Source organism: Streptomyces sp. NPDC017202 (assembly GCF_044331705.1).
In the GTDB taxonomy this organism is placed as follows: domain Bacteria; phylum Actinomycetota; class Actinomycetes; order Streptomycetales; family Streptomycetaceae; genus Streptomyces.
The window spans coordinates 1-19721 of record NZ_JBIRNP010000018.1; the positions used below are offsets into that span (position 1 = coordinate 1).

Annotated in this window: 16 protein-coding genes; 7 read left to right on the forward strand and 9 right to left on the reverse strand. The window is 74.3% G+C overall.

Annotated elements, in window-relative coordinates:
* Positions 1-91 precede the first annotated feature (91 nt).
* Positions 92-904 (reverse strand): SDR family oxidoreductase, encoded by an 813-nt coding sequence (locus ACH4N1_RS27190; protein ID WP_398100971.1) that lies wholly within the window; start codon positions 902-904, stop codon positions 92-94.
* 15 nt (positions 905-919) lie between these two features.
* Positions 920-2068, reverse strand: a complete 1149-nt coding sequence (locus ACH4N1_RS27195; RefSeq protein ID WP_398100973.1) for a phytanoyl-CoA dioxygenase family protein — start codon at positions 2066-2068, stop codon at positions 920-922.
* Positions 2069-2211: 143 nt separating this feature from the next.
* Between ACH4N1_RS27195 and ACH4N1_RS27200 the strand changes: the two genes are divergently transcribed.
* Positions 2212-3243 carry a LacI family DNA-binding transcriptional regulator gene (locus ACH4N1_RS27200; RefSeq protein WP_398100975.1) on the forward strand — a complete coding sequence of 344 codons (1032 nt, stop codon included), beginning with the start codon at positions 2212-2214 and terminating at the stop codon, positions 3241-3243.
* A gap of 143 nt (positions 3244-3386) precedes the next feature.
* On the opposite strand, the gene ACH4N1_RS27205 is transcribed toward ACH4N1_RS27200, so the two are convergent.
* A complete protein-coding gene (locus ACH4N1_RS27205) occupies positions 3387-4547 on the reverse strand; it encodes a Gfo/Idh/MocA family protein (protein ID WP_398100977.1) in 1161 nt (386 codons plus the stop codon).
* Between the two features lie 143 nt (positions 4548-4690).
* Positions 4691-5035: a cupin domain-containing protein gene (locus tag ACH4N1_RS27210; RefSeq protein ID WP_398100979.1), complete on the reverse strand. Its 345-nt coding sequence runs from the start codon at positions 5033-5035 to the stop codon at positions 4691-4693.
* 233 nt (positions 5036-5268) lie between these two features.
* Here ACH4N1_RS27210 and ACH4N1_RS27215 point away from each other — a divergent pair, with 233 nt between their 5' ends.
* The 6 genes from ACH4N1_RS27215 (at position 5269) to ACH4N1_RS27240 (ending at position 11150) form a co-directional block, all read left to right on the forward strand.
* The gene (locus tag ACH4N1_RS27215; RefSeq protein ID WP_398100981.1) at positions 5269-5919 is read left to right on the forward strand and encodes a GntR family transcriptional regulator; all 651 of its coding nucleotides are present in this window, start codon (positions 5269-5271) and stop codon (positions 5917-5919) included.
* A 179-nt stretch (positions 5920-6098) separates the two neighbouring features.
* Complete coding sequence (locus ACH4N1_RS27220; RefSeq protein WP_398100983.1) at positions 6099-6851, forward strand: PIG-L deacetylase family protein; 753 nt, start codon at positions 6099-6101, stop codon at positions 6849-6851.
* On the forward strand, positions 6848-7561 hold the full coding sequence (locus ACH4N1_RS27225) for a 4-carboxy-4-hydroxy-2-oxoadipate aldolase/oxaloacetate decarboxylase (RefSeq protein ID WP_398100985.1): 714 nt from the start codon (positions 6848-6850) through the stop codon (positions 7559-7561). The genes ACH4N1_RS27220 and ACH4N1_RS27225 overlap by 4 nt, the downstream gene beginning before the upstream one ends.
* A 50-nt stretch (positions 7562-7611) precedes the next feature.
* Positions 7612-8688: a 4-oxalomesaconate tautomerase gene (locus ACH4N1_RS27230; protein WP_398101132.1), complete on the forward strand. Its 1077-nt coding sequence runs from the start codon at positions 7612-7614 to the stop codon at positions 8686-8688.
* On the forward strand, positions 8685-9635 hold the full coding sequence (locus ACH4N1_RS27235; RefSeq protein ID WP_398100987.1) for a catechol 2,3-dioxygenase: 951 nt from the start codon (positions 8685-8687) through the stop codon (positions 9633-9635). The genes ACH4N1_RS27230 and ACH4N1_RS27235 overlap by 4 nt, the downstream gene beginning before the upstream one ends.
* A gap of 183 nt (positions 9636-9818) precedes the next feature.
* The gene (locus ACH4N1_RS27240; RefSeq protein ID WP_398100989.1) at positions 9819-11150 is read left to right on the forward strand and encodes an MFS transporter; all 1332 of its coding nucleotides are present in this window, start codon (positions 9819-9821) and stop codon (positions 11148-11150) included.
* 639 nt (positions 11151-11789) lie between these two features.
* Here ACH4N1_RS27240 and ACH4N1_RS27245 read toward each other — a convergent pair.
* The 5 genes from ACH4N1_RS27245 to ACH4N1_RS27265 are packed head-to-tail and all read right to left on the reverse strand — an operon-like array spanning position 11790 to position 19705.
* On the reverse strand, positions 11790-12857 hold the full coding sequence (locus ACH4N1_RS27245; RefSeq protein WP_398100991.1) for a class I SAM-dependent methyltransferase: 1068 nt from the start codon (positions 12855-12857) through the stop codon (positions 11790-11792).
* Positions 12854-14017 (reverse strand): glycosyltransferase, encoded by a 1164-nt coding sequence (locus ACH4N1_RS27250; RefSeq protein ID WP_398100993.1) that lies wholly within the window; start codon positions 14015-14017, stop codon positions 12854-12856. Before ACH4N1_RS27250 ends, ACH4N1_RS27245 begins: the two co-directional genes overlap by 4 nt.
* On the reverse strand, positions 14014-14868 hold the full coding sequence (locus tag ACH4N1_RS27255; RefSeq protein WP_398100995.1) for an alpha/beta fold hydrolase: 855 nt from the start codon (positions 14866-14868) through the stop codon (positions 14014-14016). Before ACH4N1_RS27255 ends, ACH4N1_RS27250 begins: the two co-directional genes overlap by 4 nt.
* Before the next feature lie 2 nt (positions 14869-14870).
* On the reverse strand, positions 14871-15188 hold the full coding sequence (locus ACH4N1_RS27260; protein ID WP_398100997.1) for an acyl carrier protein: 318 nt from the start codon (positions 15186-15188) through the stop codon (positions 14871-14873).
* Positions 15185-19705, reverse strand: coding sequence for a beta-ketoacyl synthase N-terminal-like domain-containing protein (locus ACH4N1_RS27265; protein WP_398101134.1), 4521 nt, complete (start codon positions 19703-19705; stop codon positions 15185-15187). Before ACH4N1_RS27265 ends, ACH4N1_RS27260 begins: the two co-directional genes overlap by 4 nt.
* Positions 19706-19721: the final 16 nt, after the last annotated feature.

Here is a 19721-nt window from a genome sequence, read left to right on the forward strand (position 1 = left end):
GGCCGGACGAACTCCCACTCCGCATCGGACAGTTCATGGCGACGTATCACCCGACCATGATCCACCACTCAAGATCATTTGAAGACACCACCTAGTCGAGGCCGCCGAGCACGTTCTGGTCCCAGTCGATCACCGAACCGGTGACCACGCCGGACCGCTCGGACAGCAGGAACACCACGAAGTCGGCGATCTCGTCCGGTTGGCCGAGCCTGCCCATCGGCAGCCGGGCGGCCGCCTGCTCGCGCCAGTCGTCCCCGGCGCCGTGGAAGGCCCGCTGGGTCGCGTCCTCGCCCTCGGTCGCCGTCCAGCCGATGTTCAGGCCGTTGACGCGGACCCGGTCGAAGCGGTGGGCGTGCGCCGCGTTGCGCGTGAGGCCCGTCAGCCCCGCCTTGGCGGCGACGTACGGGGCGAGGAACGGCTGCCCGCCGTGCGCCGACGAGGTGATGATGTTGACGATCGTGCCGGGCGCGCCGCGGCCCACCATGTCCGCGACGGCGGCCTGCATGGCGAAGAACGGCGCTTTGAGGTTGATCGCGATGTGCTGGTCGAACAGTTCAGGCGTGGTGTCCAGCAGCGTGCCCCGTGAGGTGAGCCCGGCGGAGTTCACCAGGCAGTCCACCCGGCCGTACGCCTCGACCGTGCGGGTCACGGCGGCCTTGGCCTGTGCGGCGTCCGCGAGGTCCGCCCGGACGAACACCGCCGTGCCGCCGGCCGCGGCCAGCTCCGCGACCAGCGCCTCGCCCGGCTCCGGACGGCGGCCGGTGACGGCCACCACCGCGCCCTCGCGGACGGCGGCCCGCGCGATCGCGGCGCCCACACCCTGGCTGCCGCCGTTGACGAGCACGACCTTGTCGCGGAGGAGTCCCCCGGAGGAGGAGGGATCTTCGGAGGGAAGGGGTCCCATGGAGGAAGGGTCCTTTCAGCTCGTGCGCCGCTCGGCGCCCGCCCGCAGCGCGTCCCGCAGGATGTCGGGGGTCCAGGCCTCGCGCAGCGCCCGCCGCACGGTGTCCGCCTGCGAAGGCGGGGCCAGGCCGTCGACCGGCGGGTCGCTGTCGAGGTTGGTGGGGAAGGGATAGCCCTCGGCGCACGCGGCGACCACCCGTTCCAGCCAGGCCGGGTCGGCGCCGTCCGCGGCGCGCTTCAGCAGCACCGGATAGACCGCGTTCGTCACCGCCTCCCGGTCCACCGTCTCCATGGCCCGGCCGAACGCGGAGGACACCTGGAGCAGGTTGGCCGTGCGGCGGACGTCCGCGGAGCGGTTGGTGCCGGCCGCGTGGAACAGCGCCGGGTTGAAGAAGACGGCGTCGCCCTTCGCGAGGGGCAGCTGGACGTGCCGCTCCTCGAAGTACGCGCGGAACTCCGGCAGCCGCCACGCGAGATAGCCGGGCTCGTACGCCTGGGAGTACGGCAGGAACATCGTCGGGCCGGACTCCACGGGCATGTCGCAGTGGGCGACGGCGCCCTGGAGGGTGAGCACGGGGGAGAGGCGGTGGACGTGCGCCGGGTAGGCGGCCGCGGCCTCGTTCGAGAGGAACCCGAGGTGGTAGTCGCGGTGCGGACTCTGCGCGGCGCCGCCCGGATGGACGACGTTGACCTGCGAGGTGACCTGGTAGCCGGGGCCGAGCCAGGCCCGCGAGACCAGCGCCAGGACGTCGTTGGCGTAGTAGTCGGCGAACGCCTCCGGGTCGTGGCGGGCCGCCTTCTCCAGCGCGTTCCACACGCGGTCGTTGGCGCCGGGCTTCGCGAAGTGGTCGCCGGCGGCCCTGCCGGACGCCCGCTGCCCGGCGATCAGGGCGTCGAAGACGGCCGTCAGCCGGTCCACGACCGCCGCCTCGGGGAAGGCGCCCCGGACGACCACGACGCCGGGCCCGTCGGTGAGGGCGCGGACCAGCTCGGCCCCGACGTCCGGGGCGCTGCCGCCGCGCAGCCGGTCGCCGTCGTACACGGGGACGTCGTGCTCCACGCGGGAGGCGTGGGGGTGGTCGGCCGCGTCGGTGCCGCGTTCGACCAGCGCGCGGAAGGCGTCGAGGTCGCAGTCCCGCTCGGACAGCCAGGGGGTGAAGGACATCGTCGTCCTCTCGGTGCCAGGGGTGGTTCGGTGACCAGGGATGGTTCGGTGACAAGCGTGGTTCGGTGCTGTCATTCTTGTCAGTACAAACCCCTCGAACAACCAGCAGGAAGCCATCAAAAACCCCTCAAGGAGCCGCCGACATGGGCCATCCCTTCCCGATCCGTGAGATCGCCCGCCAGGCGGGGCTCAGCGAGGCCACCGTGGACCGGGTCCTGAACGCCAGGGGAGGGGTGCGCGAGAGCACCGCACGGGAGGTCCGCCGGGCGATCGCCGACCTCGACCGGCAGCGCACCCAGGTCAGGCTGGTCGGCCGCACCTTCATGATCGACATCGTGATGCAGACGCCGGAACGGTTCTCCACCGCCGTGCGGGCCGCCCTGGAGGCCGAGCTGCCGTCGCTGCGCCCGGCGGTCGTCCGCTCCCGCTTCCACTTCCGGGAGACCGGGCCCGTCGCCGAACTGGTCCGCACCCTGGACCGGATCGCCCGGCGCGGCTCGCAGGGCGTGGTCCTCAAGGCCCCGGACGTCCCCGAGGTCACCGCCGCCGTCGGCCGGCTCACCGAGGCCGGCGTCCCGGTGGTGACGCTCGTGACCGACCTGCCCGCCTCCGCCCGCCTCGCCTACGTCGGCATCGACAACCGGGCCGCCGGAGCCACCGCCGCCTACCTCATGGGCCAGTGGCTGGGCGAGCGGCCCGGCAACGTGCTCACCAGCCTCAGCAGCGGGTTCTTCCGCAACGAGGAGGAGCGCGAGATGGGCTTCCGCGGCGCCATGCGCGCCCGCCACCCGCACCGCGCGCTCGTCGAGATCGCCGAGGGCCAGGGCCTCGACGCCACCCAGTACGACCTGGTGCGCGCCGCCCTCGAACGCGACCCGGAGATCCGCGCCGTCTACTCCATCGGCGGCGGCAACATCGCCACCCTGCGCGCCTTCGCCGACCTCGGCCGCGCGTGCGCCGTGTTCGTCGCCCACGACCTCGACCACGACAACACCCGCCTGCTGCGCGAACACCGGCTGTCCGCCGTGCTCCACCACGACCTGCGCCAGGACATGCGCGAGGCCTGCCACGCCGTGATGCGCGCCCACGGCGCGCTGCCGCCGGCCGGGCCCGTGCTGCCGTCGGCGATCCAGGTGGTGACGCCGTACAACCTGCCGCCGGCCGCCGTCGGGTGACGCCGTACAACCTGCCGCCGGCCGCCGTCGGGTGACGCCGTACGACCTGCCGCCGGCCGCCATGGCGCGACGCCGTGCGACGGCCGTCGCACGCCACGGAGCATGACACCGGCGGCATCGGCGGCATCGGCGACACCGGCGCGCTATGCCGCGGGGACGTCCACCCAGGTCCCGTCCGCGGCCGAGCGGGCCATCGCGTCCAGTACGGCCGCACTGCGCACGGCGTCCGTGAGGGTCGCCCCGTACGGGGTGCCCTCGGCGATCGAGCGGAGGAAGCGGTACGCCTCGATCACCTTCAGGTCGTCGTAGCCCATGGCGTTCGCCGCGCCCGGCTGGAAGGCGCCGAACTCACCCGCGCCGGGGCCGACGTACACCGTGCTGACGGGCTGGTCCTGGTACGTGGTGCCGCGGCCGACCGCCAGTTCGTTCATCCGGCGGAAGTCCCAGGACACGGTGCCGCGCGTGCCGTGCACCTCGAAGCCGTAGGAGTTCTGCTCGCCGACCGAGACCCGGCAGGCCTCCAGGACACCGCGGGCGCCCGAGGCGAACCGGAGCAGGCAGCTGACGTAGTCCTCGTTCTCGACCGGGCCCCGTACGCCGCCCGTGGCGAGGGTGTGGCCGGCGGTGGTGCCGGTGGGGCGGGCCCGCTCGGGGACGAAGACGGCCGTGTCGGCGGTCAGCGAGGTGATCTCGCCGAGCAGGAAGCGGGCCAGGTCGGCGCCGTGCGAGGCCAGGTCGCCGAGGACTCCGCTGCCGCCGCGCTCACGCTCGTAGCGCCAGGTCAGGGCGCCGTCGGGGTGGGCGGCGTAGTCGCTGAAGAGGCGGATGCGGACATGGGTGACCGCGCCGATGTCGCCGGCGGCGATCAGCTCGCGGGCCGCCTCGACGGCGGGCGCGTTGCGATAGTTGAAGCCGACCGCGCCCTGGACACCCGCCTTCGTCACCGCGTCTGCGACCGCACGGGCGTCGTCGGCGGTGAGGCCCACCGGCTTCTCGATCCACAGGTGCTTGCCGGCCTCCGCCATCGCCACACCGATCTCGCGGTGCAGGAAGTTCGGCGCGGTGATGCTGACCGCCGCCACCCGCGGGTCGGCGGCCACCTCCCGCCAGTCGCGCACCGCCGAGGCGAACCCGTACTGCCCGGCGGCCTCCTCGGCCAGGCCCGGTACCTCCTCGGCGACCGTGATCAGCTCGGGCCGCAGGGCGAGCCGCGGGAAATGGTGCGGCACGCGCGCGTACGCCCGCGTGTGCACGCGGCCCATCCAGCCGAACCCGACGACGGCGACACCCAGCGGATCACTCACGGCAGCAGCCCCTTTTGGACCGGTCCACACCTTGTCCAGGCCACCCTGATCTTCCGGTTTCCGGGGTGTCAAGGCCTGTGGCCACCGGGTGGCCCGTGGAACGGTCCACCGCACGGTCGCGCCTCCCACGGCGGACCGCGCCGTCAGAGACTGATCGCGTACACCTTGCGCAGGGTCTCGTGCACGGTCCACGTCGTCCGGTCGCCGGCCCGCAGTACGGCCATGTCGCCGGGCCCGACGCGCAGCGTGGGCCCGCCCTCGACCTCGACGGTCGCCGAGCCGCTGACCACGACGAACAGCTCGTCCGCCTCCGTGTCGGTGACCACGCCGGGCGTGATCTGCCAGATCCCGCGGACCTGCCGCCCGTCCGCCGACTCCCACACCACCTTGCCGGTCACCTCGGGCGTCCCGGACACGATCTGCCCCGGGTCGAGCGGCTCGGGTCGGAGATCGGCGTCGGGGACGTGGAGAGCGAAGCTGGGTCTCATGGGGCGACCCTAACGACGCTGCGCGCGGGAGGGTGTTGACAGAGTGTGCGCTGTCGGGGCGTTCGCCGGGACACATCGTCGCGCGGCGGAGTCGGCCGACGCGCGGGCCGCACCGGTACGGCGGGCCTGGCCACCGGTACGGCGGGCCTGGCCGCAATACGGAAAACAAAATTGTTGACAATCTTGTTTGGCTAGATTTAGGTTCGACAGGCACTCACTCAGGGAGGGCAACGATGCCGACAGAAGCCCGTCCGAGCACCGGGGAGCAGGCCAGGCAGCACGCGCTCGCGCAGCTGCGGCAGGCGATCCTGCACGGCGAGATGGCACCGGCACAGCGGCTGGTGGAGAACGAGCTCGCCGAGCAGTTCGGTGTGACGCGGGCCAGCATCCGCGCCGCGCTCATCGATCTGGAGTCCCAGGGACTCGTCGAACGGATCCGCAACCGCGGCTCGCGGGTGCGGGTGGTGAGCGTGGACGAGGCGGTCGCCATCACCGAGTGCCGGATGGTCCTCGAAGGGCTGTGCGCGGCGAAGGCCGCCGTCGCGGCCAGCGACGGCCAACTGGACCGGCTGACCGACCTCGGCACCGCGATGAGCAAGGCCGTGGCCGCCGGTGAGCCGGTGACCTACTCCGAGCTGAACCACGAACTGCACGTCCGCATCCGGGAGTTCTCCGACCAGCGGACCGCGCAGGAACTGCTGGAGCGGCTCAACGCACAACTGGTCCGGCACCGCTTCCAGTTGGCGCTCAGGCCGGGGCGTCCGCAGCAATCCCTGAACGAGCACCTGGCCATGATCGAAGCGATCAGGGCCAGGGATCCGCAGGCGGCCGAGGCGGCCGTCCGCGCCCACCTCACCAGCGTGATCGAGGCACTGCGCGACTGATCACGGCTGCGCGGGGCGGGCGCCCACCTGTCACCACGGCGACCGGTCCGAAGGAACGCGCCGGTGTCCGGAGCGCGAGCGTGCGTGCGGCCCCGAGGGCCGACCGCGCGGTCGCGGTCTTTCACGGACGCCGGCGGGAGCGCTCCGGAGGCGAGTCGCCCCACAAGGGAGATTGCAGCATGACCCAGGCCACAGCGCCCGCCCGCCCACCCCGATCGACCCTCGTCGTCACCGCGCACGCCGGTGACTTCGTGTGGCGGGCGGGCGGTGCCATCGCCCTGGCCGCCTCGCGCGGGGAGAAGGTCACCGTCGCGTGCCTGACCTTCGGCGAGCGCGGCGAGTCCGCCAAGGCGTGGCGCGAGGGCAAGCGGCTGGACGAGATCAAGGCGATGCGCCGCGACGAGGCCGAACGTGCCGCCGCCACCCTCGGCGCCGAGGTGCGCTTCTTCGACGCGGGCGACTACCCGCTGGTCGCGACCGCGGAACTGACCGACAGACTGGTCGAGGTCTACCGCGAGACCCAGCCCGACGTCGTCCTCACCCACCCCACGGAGGACCCGTACAACGGCGACCACCCGGCCGCCAACCGGATGGCCCTGGAGGCCCGTGTCCTCGCCCAGGCCATCGGCTATCCGGGCCCCGGCGAGATCATCGGCGCCCCGCCCGTCTTCTACTTCGAGCCGCACCAGCCCGAGATGAGCGGCTTCCGGCCCGAGGTCCTCCTCGACATCACCGAGGTCTGGGAGACCAAGCGCAAGGCCATGGAGTGCCTCGGCGCCCAGCAGCACCTGTGGGACTACTACACCGACCTCGCCGTCCGCCGCGGCGTCCAGCTCAAGCGCAACGCCGGTCCCAACCTGGGCCTCGCGCACAGGACGATGGCCGAGGCCTACATGCGCCCCTACCCGCAGATCGCGAAGGAGCTGGCATGAGCAGCGTGATCGTCACCGGCCCGCCGAAGGCGGATGCGAAGGACGTCGAGGCGCTGGCCGCCTTCGGGGTGGCCACCGTGAGCGAGGCGATGGGGCGAACGGGCCTGCTGGGCCCGCAGATCCGGCCCGTCCAGCAGGGCGTACGGATCGCGGGCACCGCCGTCACGGTGCTCAGCTGGCCCGGCGACAACCTGATGATCCACGCGGCCGTCGAGCAGTGCGGCGAGGGCGACGTCCTCGTCGTCACCACCACCTCGCCGTCCACCGACGGCATGTTCGGCGAACTGTTCGCCACCGCGCTGCGACAGCGGGGCGTGCGCGGCCTGGTGATCAACGCCGGTATCCGCGACACCCGGGAACTGCGCGAGATGGACTTCCCGGCCTGGTCCCGTGCCGTCTGCGCGCAGGGCACGGTGAAGGCCACCGGCGGCTCGGTGAACGTCCCCGTCGCCGTCGACGGCCAGGTGATCCGCCCCGGCGACGTGATCCTCGCCGACGACGACGGGGTCGTGGTCGTCCCGCGCGAACGCGCCCGCGCCGTCGCCGAGGCGTCCGAGGCCCGCGAGGCGAAGGAGGCGAAGTCCCGCGCCGCATTCCTCCAGGGTGAACTCGGCCTGGACCGCTACGGGTTGAGGGACACGCTCAAGCGGCTCGGCGTCGAGTACCGGACGTACGAGGAGTACGTCTCGGACGCGGGGGAGCCCTCGTGAGCGGTGTGCCCGAGGTGGGCGGTGTGCCCGAGGGGGTGCCGTGCCTGCTGATGCGGGGCGGCACCTCCAAGGGCGCCTACTTCCTCGCCGCCGACCTGCCGGCCGAACCGGGTCCGCGGGACGACCTGCTGCTGCGGATCATGGGCAGTCCCGACGAGCGTCAGATCGACGGCCTGGGCGGCGCCCACCCGCTCACCAGCAAGGTGGCGGTGGTCTCGCCCTCCGCCGACCCGGACGCCGACGTCGACTACCTGTTCCTCCAGGTAGCGGTCGACCGAGCGGAAGTGACGGATCGTCAGAACTGCGGGAACATCCTCGCCGGCGTCGGCCCGTTCGCCGTCGAGCGCGGACTGGTCCCGGCGGGCCCGGACGAGACCTCGGTCCGCATCCGCATGGTCAACAGCGGCGACCGGGCCACGGCGACCTTCCCCACGCCCGGCGGCCGGGTGGACTACACCGGCGAAGCGGAGATCTCCGGTGTGCCGGGTGCCGCGGCGCCCGTGCTGATCGAGTTCCCGCCGGGCCCGAACCCGCTCCTGCCCACCGGCGGCGTCCGCGAGGAGATCGACGGCGTCCAGGTGACCTGCGTGGACAACGGCATGCCGACGGTCCTGATCGCCGCGACCTCCCTGAAGATCACCGGCTACGAGCCGCCCGCCGAGCTGGAGGCCGACCGGGGCCTGGCCGACCGGCTCCACCGGATCCGGCTGGAGGCGGGCCGCCGGATGGGGCTCGGGGACGTGACGGACGCCACCGTGCCCAAGGTCACGCTGCTGGCCCCGCCCCGCGACGGCGGCGCCGTCACCACCCGCACCTTCATTCCGGTGCGCTGCCACCCCTCCATCGGAGTGCTCGGCGCGGCGGGTGTCGCGGCGGGCCTTCGCATCGAAGGCGGCGTCGGTGCCGAACTGGCCGACCTCGAGCCCGGCAGTGACCGAATTCGCATAGAACATCCCACCGGATTCCTGGACATCGAAAGTAGCCTCGGCACCACCCCCGAGGGCCTGCCCTCCGCCCGCCGCACGGCCGTGGTCCGTACGGCCCGCAAGATCTTCGACGGCACCGTGTTCCCGCGGTCCGCCGGGACGGCGCCGATCCACCCGCACCCCCTTGGAGGTCCCCGATGACTCCGCCGCTCGGCGACATCGCGCACATCGGCCACACCCAGTTGTTCACCCCGGACCTGGACGCCAGCGTCGGCTTCTTCACCGACTACCTGGGCCTCACCGTCAACGGCCAGGACGGCGACACGGTCTACCTGCGCACCTACGACGACTACGAGCACCACAGCCTCGTCCTCACCGCCCGTGACACCCCCGGCCTCGGCCGGCTCGCCCTGCGCACCTCCGGCGAGGAGGCGCTCCGGCGCCGGGTCGAGGCGGTCGAGGAGGCGGGCGGCACCGGCCACTGGGCCGAGGACGAACCCGGCCTCGGCAAGCTGTACGTCACCACCGACCCGGACGGCCACGAGCACGCCCTGTACTGGGAGAGCGAGCACTACCGGGCCCCCGACGAGCTGAAACCGGCGCTGAAGAACCAGCCGCAGGCCAAGCCCAACCGCGGCGTGGGCGTGCGGCGACTCGACCACGTCAACTTCCTCGCCGCCGACGTCCTCGCCAACGCCGAGTTCCAGCAACACGTCCTCGGCGCCCGGCCCACCGAGCAGATCCGGCTCGACACCGGGAGGATCGCGGCGCGCTGGCTGACGTACACGAACAAGTCGTACGACGTCGTCTACACCTCGGACTGGACCGGCAGTGCCGGGCGGCTGCACCACGTCGCCTTCGCCACCGACACCCGCGAGGACGTCCTGCGCGCCGCCGATCTCGCCATCGACAGCGGTGTGTTCATCGAGACGGGGCCGCACAAGCACGCCATCCAGCAGACGTTCTTCCTGTACGTCTACGAGCCCGGCGGCAACCGGATCGAACTGTGCAACCCGCTCACCCGCCTGGTGCTCGCGCCCGACTGGCCGCTGATCACCTGGACCGAGGAGGAGCGCAAGAAGGGTCAGGCCTGGGGTCTGAAGACCATCGAGTCGTTCCACACGCACGGCACCCCGCCGGTCGCGTAACACCCCTCCCAGGCGCCACGGACGGCCCTTGACGGCCTCGCGGTGGCCCTCCGGCGGCTCTTGCCGGGCCGCGCCGCCCCGACGCGGGACCAGTCGTCGATGAGATTGTTGACAAAAGTGTTGACGAAAATCGCCGCAGGTCTCTAGCGTCGGGGCACCCCGCCCGCACGAGAGGAAACAAAGATGTCCTCCTCCCCCTCCCCCCTGTCCGCCCGCGGCACCAGACTGGCCTTCCTGGTCGTCGGCCTCTGCTGGCTGGCCGTCCTCTTCGACGGCCTGGACATGTTCATCTACGGCTCGGTCCTCCCCCACCTGCTGGAGACCAGGACCTTCGGCCTCACCCCGGACCAGGCCGGCGACCTCGGCAGCTACGCCACCTTCGGCATGCTGATCGGCGCGCTCACCGCGGGCACGGTCGCCGACCGGATCGGCCGCAAGAAGCTGATGGTCGCCTGCGTGACCCTCTTCTCGCTGGCCTCGGGCCTGTGCGCCCTCGCCGACGGCGTCGCCGTCTTCGGCCTCGGCCGGACCCTCGCCGGCATCGGCCTCGGGGGACTGCTGCCGACCGCGATCAGCATGGTCTCCGACTACGCCCCGCGCGGCCGCGCCGCCCTCGTCATCGGCCTGCTGATGACCGCCCACCACGCCGGCGGCATCCTCTCCGCCTACGTCGCCAAGTGGCTCGTCGACCCCGTCGGCTGGCGCGCGGCGTTCTGGGTGTGCGTGCTGCCGCTGCTGTTCGCGCCGGTCCTCGCCCGGTTCCTGCCCGAGTCGCTGAGCTTCCTCGTCGCCAAGGGACGGACCGAGGAGGCCCGCGCGCTGGCCGCCCGCTACGACGTCGAACCGCCCGCCGCCAAGCCGGCCGCGGCGGGCGCGGGCGACCGCTGGACCAACCTGGCCGGCCTCTTCCGCGACGGCGAGTGGACCCGGACCCTGCTGTACTGGCCGGCCTCCTTCGGCGGTCTGCTCCTGGTCTACGGCGTCGCCACCTGGCTGCCCACCCTCATGCGCGCCGAGGGGTACGAACTCGGCTCCGCGCTGTCCTTCGTGGTCGTCTTCAACCTCGGCGGCATCGTGGGCATGCTGGTCGCCGGCCGGGCCGCCGACCGCTTCGGCGCCCCGCGCGTCTCGGCGGTCTGGTTCGCGCTGACGGCCGCCGGCGTGTACCTGCTCAGCGTGCACATGCCGATGGCGGTCACGATGATCGTCGTCTTCCTCACCGGCGTCTTCCTCAACAGCGCCCAGACGATGATCTACGCGACGGTCTCCATCCGCTCCGCCCCGGACACCCGCGCCACCGCCGTCGGCTGGACCTCGGGCATGGGCCGCTTCGGCGCCGTCTTCGGCCCGTGGCTCGGCGGTCAGCTCCTCGCCTCGGGCCAGGGCGACCGGGGGTTCACCGCCTTCGCGCTCGCCGGCGTCTCCTCCATGGTCCTCATCGGGATCGCGGCCCTGCGCACCCCGCGCACGGCCGTCCGGGACAGCCCGCGCGAGCAGCCGCTGGCCGCGCACTGACCGGCCGGGCAGCCGGTCAGGGGCTGCCCGGCCGTCAGGCCTTTCCGCCAGGATCCCGGTTCCCGGGCCTCTCCGGGTCTTCCCGACGGGCCCCGGACGCCGGCCCGCGACGGGGCCCGGCCCTAGGGCCTGTCCGGCGGATCATGCCGGAGACGCGGGGTCCGGCACGCCCTCCCCCGGAGGGGGTGCCCCCAGCGGCGTTGTCGTCGGTCGCCGACGTCCCCCGGCCTTCGGCCGGGAGGTACCCCCACCGGGTCGACGCCCCCCTCCGCCTTGCAGCCGCACGCACCAGCCCCCGCTCACCTCGGCTCCAAGGCACCATCGGTTTCCTCCGACTTGACCCGCCGGACAGGCCCCGCGGGCACGCACGGACGCCGGCCACCGCACCGCAGAGGTGACGGGGGCCGGCGTCCGGCGTACCACCGCCACCCGAGAAGGCGGGGCGCGATCTGACGGAACGCGCCGAGAAGCCGGGCGTCGCCCTGCCGGTGACAGCCGGACGGCCGGACGGGGAACGGCCGGACAGGGCCACAGCGGCAGCCGGCAGGGCGACCGGGCATCCGCGTCCCACCGAGGGACACGGGCGCCCGGTCGCCCTGCCGGACCGGCCCCGGGCCGCGGGGCGCGCCGCCCCGTCCCTCAGTCGCGCCGCGCCACGATCCGGTAGGCGTTGGACAGGCCCAGCCGATGCGACAGCGGCCGGACCGCGAACCGGTCGAGGAGGGTGCCCGCGACCAGCGCCGGGACACCGGCGAGGAACAGCGCGGCCCGCAGCGCGCGGCGTGCCCGGCCGGGCGGCTCGGGCAGCCAGGGCGCGTCCTCGCGCGGCGCCGCGTGGTCCAGCGACAGCCATACGGCCGCCAGCAGGTCCACCGGGTCGTGCGCTTCGGCGTGCTGCTCCGCGACCACCGTGAACCCGAGGTCCGCCAGCCGTTCCCGCAGGTTGGCGACCGGCACGAAGTGCAGGTGCTGCGGCTGGAGCCACGGCAGCCACCACCGGCCGAGGAGGCGGGCGTAGCGGCTCTCCGGGTCCGGGACCTCGATCAGCAGGTGCCCGCCGGGCCGGACGGCCTCCCGGGCCGCGCGCAGTTCCCGGTCGGGGTCGGTGCTGTGCTCCAGGTAGTGGAACATGCTCACCACGTCGTAACGGGAGGCCAGTTCGGGCGCGAGGTCGGGGAAGGCGCCCCGGTAGCCGTGCCGCACCCGGCCCTCGCGCTCGGCGAGCTCGACGCCGTCGGTGAAGTCCAGTCCGTCGAACGCCGTGCCCGGCAGCACCTGACCGGCGACCGCGCAGAAGTGCCCGTGCCCGGTGCCGACGTCCAGCCACGTCTTCGGCCCGGCGTCGTGCGGCAGCATCGACTCGGCCCGCCCCCGGTACATCCTCGTGCGCCCGCCGAAGGTGTCGCCGAGCTTCTTCTCGCCGAGCCCGTCGTAGAAGTCCCGGTAGTAGAACTCCAGCCCCGCAGCGCCGAGCCGGGGGTTCTGGAAGGTGTGCCCGCAGTCCTCGCAGCGGTCCAGGACGAACCGGCCCGGCTTGTGCTGGAGCAGGTCCGTGGTCCGCAGCCGCGTGGTCAGCCGGGCCGAACCGCACCAGGGGCAGTCGGTGCGGCGCGGCTCGAAGAAACGGTCCACGCCCGCCGCGAGATCGTCCCGGTAGCCGGGCCGCAGCGCCGCGATCCGTTCGCTCTGGTCGCTCTGGTCGCTCATCGCGCCTCCCCGGCGAGTTCCTCGAGACGGTCCGCGGCGGCGGACGCCCCGCCGGCGGCCCGGAAGGCGGCCCCGATCCGTTCGGCGGCCGCCCGGTGGCCGGGTGCGTCCAGTACGGCGTCCAGGGCCGCGCCCAGCCGCTGTGCGCCGACGCGGCCGAACCGCACCCGCACCCCGGCCCCCGCGTCCGCGACCTGGCCGGCCACCACCGGCTGGTCGTCGCGGATGGGGGCCACCACCAGCGGGATGCCGTGCCACAGCGCCTCGCACACCGTGTTGTGCCCGGCATGGCAGACCACGGCGGCCACCCCCCTCTCCAACAGGGCGAGTTGGGGAACGGACGGGACGACCAGGACGTCCTTGTCGCCGGCCGGCGGCGGCCGCAGGGTGCCGCCGGGATCGACGACCACCCCCTGCACCCGGTCCGCCCGTTCGCGCAGCGCCGCCACGCACACCTCGAGGAAGCGGCCGCCGACGTCGGTGTTCGCCGTGCCGAGCGTCACCAGCACGGCCCTACGCCCGGCGTCGAGCCACTCCCAGGGGAAACCGGCCGCGGCGGGCCGGGCCGCGATCGAGGGGCCGACCCAGCGGACGCCCTCGGCGGGGCCCGCCAGCTCCGGCGCGCTGAAGGCGAGGACGAGCCACGGCGAGAACCGCGGATCGGCGCCGTCGGCCGGGTTCCCGACCGAGACCCGCAACCGTCCGAGCCGTTCCTCCAGCCACGCGCGCACCTTCGGCAGTCCCGCCAGCGGATCGGTGAACTCCGCGGAGGTGGTCGCCGAGGTCGCCCACGGCACGCCCAGGCGCTCCGCGACCAGGGCGCCCGCGAAGGCCTGCTGGTCGGCGACCACCACGTCCGGCCCGAACCGCTCCACGGCCGCCCGCACCCCCGGCACCATCGCCTCGGCGAGCGGCAGCAGGTACCACTCCCACAGGAATCTCAGCGCCTCGGGTCCGCGCAGCTCGGGCGGCCGGCTCCCGTCCGGCGCCCCGGCACAGGCGAACACCTCGGCGCCCGGTCCCGCCAGCCGCCGGACCAGCGCGGGATCGGGGCACGCCCACGCCACCTCGTGCCCCCGCCCGGCGAGGGCGGCCGCCACGCCCACGGCCGGGTTGACGTGCCCGGTCAGCGGCGGCACCACGAACAGGTAGCGGCTCACCGGACCTTCGCCCCCGCCCGCTCGGCCTCTCGCGCCGGGACGCGTGCCCGACCGCCCGATCCCTCCGTCTCCCGCACCAGCGCCAGGACGTGGCCGCCCACCGCCGCGGCCGCCTCCACCAGCACCGAGTGCTCGTGTCCCGCGATCACCACGGTCCGGCAGTCCGGCAGCAACGCCTCGAGCCAGGGCGCCAGTTCGGCGAGGTCGGAGTCGCCGCCGTAGACGCCGAGCACCGGGCAGCGCACCGCCCTGATCTGATCCTCCGTCAGCACCCGGCTGGCCGGGATGTCCCCGCCCAGCGTGGTCTCGCGGGCGAGGCGGGCCGCGCCCCTGGCCAGCCGGGCGGTGTTGTGGCCGCGGTGCGCGGTGATCCAGGCGATGGCGTCGGGCTCGTTGTGCGCGAGCTGTGTCACCACCCGGTCGAGGATGCCGCCCAGTTTCACCGCCCAGGCGGCGGTGGCCGGTTCGGACTCGACGAGGGTGACGCTCGCCGCCCGCTCCGGATGCCGGGCCGCGTAGCCGAACGCGACCGTCCCGCCGTAGGAGTTGCCGACCAGATGCACCGGGCCGCTCACCGCGAGGCGGTCGAGGAGCGCTTCCAGGTCGTCGACGTTGTGGTCCAGGGTGTAGCCGTCGGCGGGGCGTTCGCTGCGGCCGTGGCCGCGCAGGTCGTACATGACCACGTCCAGGCCCGCGGCGGCGAACGCGGGCGCCACGGTGAAGTAGTAGCTGGCCAGGCTGTCGGTGAGCAGGCCGTGCACCAGCACCACGGTGGCGACGGCCGGCCGGCCGTCGCGGGGGCCGAGCCGCTGCACGTGCAACCGGACGGCGCCGGTGTCGACCATGGCCATCGTCAGCTCGCCTCCGCGGTCTTCAGGCCCGCCACGACGTACTCGACGAGCCGTCCCACGGTCAGCTCGATGATCTCGTCGAACTCCATGCCGGCCAGGAACTCGGCGAAGTTGACCCGGTCGCCGTACCGCTCCTGGAGCAGCCCGGCCAGGGTGACCAGGTCGATGCTCTCCAGTTCCAGGTCCCGGTTGAAGGTGGTGTGCGGGCCGATCTCGACGTCGTCGAGGCCGTACTCGTCCGCCATGAGCCGGCCGAGCATCTCCGTGAGGTCGGCGAGGACGGTCGTCTCGTCGGCGGTGACGGGGGTGTGGGGGGTCATCGGTCGTACTCCTTCGCTTCGGTGGGGCCCGTCGTCCAGGCCACGACGTACGCGCGGTCCGGCAGACGGGGCGGGTTGGCGGCCGGTGCGCAGTGCACGGTGTAGGCGCGTTCCAGGCGGCCCGCGACGGTCAGCAGGTCGCCGGCCGGGGCGGCGTCGAGGACGGTGAAGTCCCGCGGCCGTCCGCGCAGCCCGGTGCCCTCCGCCTTGGCGACGGCCTCCTTCGCCGCCCAGAAACGCGTGAACCACCACGCCTCGGAGCCGTCGGACGCCCCGTCGGACGTCAGCGCGCGCAGCAGCCGCAGCTCGTCCCGGCCGAGGGCGGCGGCCAGCGTCTCCGGCGTCCGGTCCGTGACCTCCTCGATGTCGATGCCGGGACCCGGCCACGGCGTGTGGGGCCGCACGATCGCCACGCCCGCCTCCGCGCAGTGCGCCAGCGACACGTCCAGCGGCGGCAGGACCCGGCCGTGCACACCGGTGACGTACGGCCGGCCCGCCTCGTCGTTGTGCACCCGCAGTTCGGCCGGGAAGACCGGCCCCTCGCCCCGGTCCCACAGCCACCGCCGTACGGCGTCCTTGACGGCGATCCGGCCCAGCAGCCACTGCCGGCGGCCCCGGGGGGCGTGCTCCGCGTACTGCGCGCGCTCCGGACCGGCCAGCGAGTTGCGCATGATCAGCTCGCGGGACGCCAGATCGGGCCAGCGTTCGTGGAGCAGCGACCAGCCGCCCGGACGGGCCTCGGAGAGGGTGTTGCGCTCCGGGAAGCGCTCGACGGGACGGGTCCTCGGGTCGTTGTCGAAGCGGCGGTCCTGCCAGCCGTGCAGCTGCGCCCACACCGTGCCGCCGACGGTCAGCTGGACGTCGGCCTCCAGGGACGTGTCGGTGAGCGAGGTGATCCGCACCAGGCACTCCACCGGGGTCCCGGGCGCCGGGTGCGGCCCGTGGAAACGCATCTCGCGCATGCCGACCGGGAACACGACGGTGCGTTCCGTGCGGGTCGCCATGATCCAGTAGCCGAGGATCTGGCCCACGTTGTCCAGCAGGGCGCCGGGGGCGGACGGGGTGGTGATCACGCCCCGGACGTGCCGGTCGCCGATCGCGCTGAGCTCGGTGACGCCCTGGAACGCCGGGCCGTGGAACATCCAGCGCTCGGCGTACAGCTGGCCGGCCGTGTGCGCGGGGACCCGCTCGGCGGCGGTGCCGGCCGGCCAGGGGGCGGGCGGGGCCGGGTGGGCGGCGGCGAGTTCGACGCTGGCGCGGGCCCGCGGGCCGAAGGAGACCGCCAGCCGGTCGGGACCCTCGGGGACCGCGGTGACGGGGACGTCGACGGCGGGGGTGGCGGTGAGCCACTCCTCGAACCGCGCCCCGTGCACGGCGACCGGCACCCGGCCGGGCGCGGCCTGCCGTGCCGCGTCCATGATGTGCTGCACGATCGTCGTCGCCGGCACCACCGGCCACCGGTCAAAGACGTCCGGCCAGCCGGGCCGCTGCGGGAAGAAGCAGTGGTCCAGGAGGTACGGCATCGTGTCGGGGGAGACCCGGACGGTCGTGCGGTACGGGCCGGACGGCGGCGGGGTGGGCGGTCGCCCGGTGAGCGGCGGCCGGGTGAGTGGCGGCGGCGCGGCGGGATGCCCGGCGCGGGCCGGCGCGGTCAGCAGGGCGGCCGCGGTGTCCGCCGTGTCCTGGAGCAGCGCGGACAGCTCGGCGGCGACCGGCGAACCGGGCACGAGGGCGTCGAGGGAACCGAGGGCGGCGGTCGCGGGGCTGCCGGCCGGCTGCCTCAAACCGGCCCGCAACGATTCCAGTTGGCCGGGCGGAAGCGACACCAGGCCGCCGCCCAGGTCCAGTTCGACCGGCTGCCGCCGGGACCGCACGGCCCTGGCGCGCGCCGCCGGTGCCGGCGCCACCTCGGCGCCCGCCGCCCACAGCGCGGTGGCGACCCGGCGGAGCTGGGCGAGGCCGGTGCGGTGCGGGGAGTTGGCGGCGACGACGAGATGGTCGTGGCCGCCGAGCGTGTCGCCGACGAGGGAACCGAGCTGCCCCGGACCCACCTGGACGAACACACGGTGGCCCGCCGCGTGCAGGGCCTCGGCGAGTTGCCGGAAGCGGACCGGTTCCAGCAGGTGCCGGACGAACAGCTCCCGCACCCCCGCCTCGTCCGCGGGGAAGGGCGCGGCGGTCGTCCCCGACCACACGGGGGTGTGCGGCGGGTGCAGCCGGAACCGTCCGGCGGCCTCCCTGATCGGGCCGAGGTGGGGTGCCAGCATCGGCGTGTGGAAGCCGGAGCGGAACGGCAGCACCTGGCTCAGCACGCCCCGGGCGCGGAAGTCCCGCACGAACTCCCCGACCGCCTCGTCCGGGCCGCACACCATCGACTGGCCGGGCGCGTTGTCGTGCGAGAGCACCAGACCGGCCCCCGCCCACCGCTCCTCCCGCAGCGCGGCCAGCACGCGCTCCGCGGGCGCGCCGACCGCCCCGAAGGCGAGGCCCGGCACGGTGAGGGCCGCGGGGTCGAAGTCCGCCATGAAGGCGTCGACCTCGTCCCCCGCGTACAGCCCTCCCGCCGCCATCGCCGTCCACTCGCCGAGGCTGTGCCCGGCGACCGTGTCCGGCACGATCCCGGCCCGGCGCAGCGCCGTGTCCAGGAGACGGCCGACGGCGACGACGCCCAGCCCGTGCCGGCCCAGGTCGCGGGCGCCGTCCTCGGCGACCGCGGGCGCGGACAGCCCGAAGTGGTCGGCGACGTCGTCCACCCGGGGGGTGAAGTCGCCCTCCAGACCGGGGAAGAGGAAGGCCAGCTTGCCGCCGCCCGCGCCCAGCAGGGGGCCGGGCCGGAACCAGACGTCGCTGCGGCCGTGCCAGGCACGCCCCTTGGCGACCGCGCGACGGGCCAGGGCGAGCCGTCTGTCCGTCGGGCCGACGATCCCGAGCCGGGCCGGCCCGGCCTCCGGGTGGGGCCGGGCCGGATCGAGTCCGGCGGCGCGCACGGTGCCGTCGTCGGCGTCGAGCAGGGCGGCGAGCCCCTCGGGCGAGTCGGCGGCCAGCAGGAGCACCGGCTCGGTTTCGGTGACGTGGGGCGCCGGGCGGGCGCCGGCCGGGCCGCGGGTCCCCGGCACCGGGCGGGCGCCGGCCCGGCCGCGGCCCCCCGGTGGTTCCTCCAGCACCACGTGCGCGTTGATTCCGCCGAACCCGAACGCGTTGACCGCGGCCCGCCGGACCGGCTGGTCCGGGGAGGTCTCCCAGGGGGCGGCCTTCTCCAGCGTGCGGAAGCGGGTGCGGGCCAGTGCCGGGTGCGGGTCGTCGCAGTGCAGGGTCGGCAGCAGCGTCGCGTGGTGGACCGCGAGGGCGGCCTTGACCAGTCCGGCGACACCGGCGGCCGGCATGGCGTGCCCGATCATCGACTTCACCGAGCCGAGCACGGCCTCGCCGTCGCCGGGCCCGAACACATCCGCCAGCGTGGCCAGTTCGGCCCCGTCACCGGCCGGGGTGGCGGTGCCGTGCGCCTCCAGCAGGCCGATCGCACCGGGTGCGGCCGGATCGAGCCCGGCGGCCCGCCACGCCTGCCGGACGGCCTGTGCCTGGCCGCCCGGATCGGGGTTGACGAGCCCGGCCGCCCGGCCGTCGCTCGCCACGCCGGTGCCCCGGACGACGGCGTAGATCCGGTCGCCGTCGCGTTCGGCGTCGGCGAGCCGCTTGAGGACGACCACGCCCGTGCCCTCGCCGATCAGGATGCCGTCGGCGTCCCGGTGGAAGGGCCGGATGCGCTGGCTGGGGGAGAGGGCGCGCAGCTGGGAGAACACGCTCCACAGCGTGATGTCGTGGCAGTGGTGGACGCCTCCCGCCAGCATCAGGTCGCAGCGGCCTGTGGCGAGTTCGCCCACCGCCTGGTCGACGGCGACCAGTGAGGAGGCGCAGGCCGCGTCCACCGTGTAGGCGGGGCCGCGCAGGTCGAGCCGGTTGGCGATCCGGGAGGCGGCGAGGTTGGGCACCAGACCGATCGCCGACTCGGGGCTGTCGGACCCCAGCCGGTCCGTGAACGCCTGCCGCACCCGGTCGAGTTGGCCTGACGACAGGTCCGGCAGCAACTCGCCCAGGGTGCGCACGAGCTGGCCGGCGGTCCGCACCCGCTGGTCCAGCCGCACCAGGCCCGGCGTGAGGTAGCCGCCCCGGCCCAGGACGACGCCGGCCCGCCCCCGGTCCGCCAGGCGGTCCGCGCCGCCCGCGTCGTCGAGCGCGGCGGCGGCCACGTGCAGCGCGATGAGCTGGTCGGGTTCGGTCCCGGCCACCGAGTTCGGCATGATCCCGAACCGGGTGACCTCGACCTGCGCGAGCCCGTCCACGAACCCGCCCCGCCGCGCGTACACCCGGTCCGCGACGGCCGGTTCGGAGGCGGTGCCGGGACGGTAGTAGTCCGCGTCCCAGCGGCCGTCCGGCACCTCCCCGACGGCGTCCACGCCGTCCCGCAGGTTCCGCCAGTAGGCGTCCAGGCCGGGGGCGCCCGGCAGCAGCACCGCCATCCCGACGATGGCGACC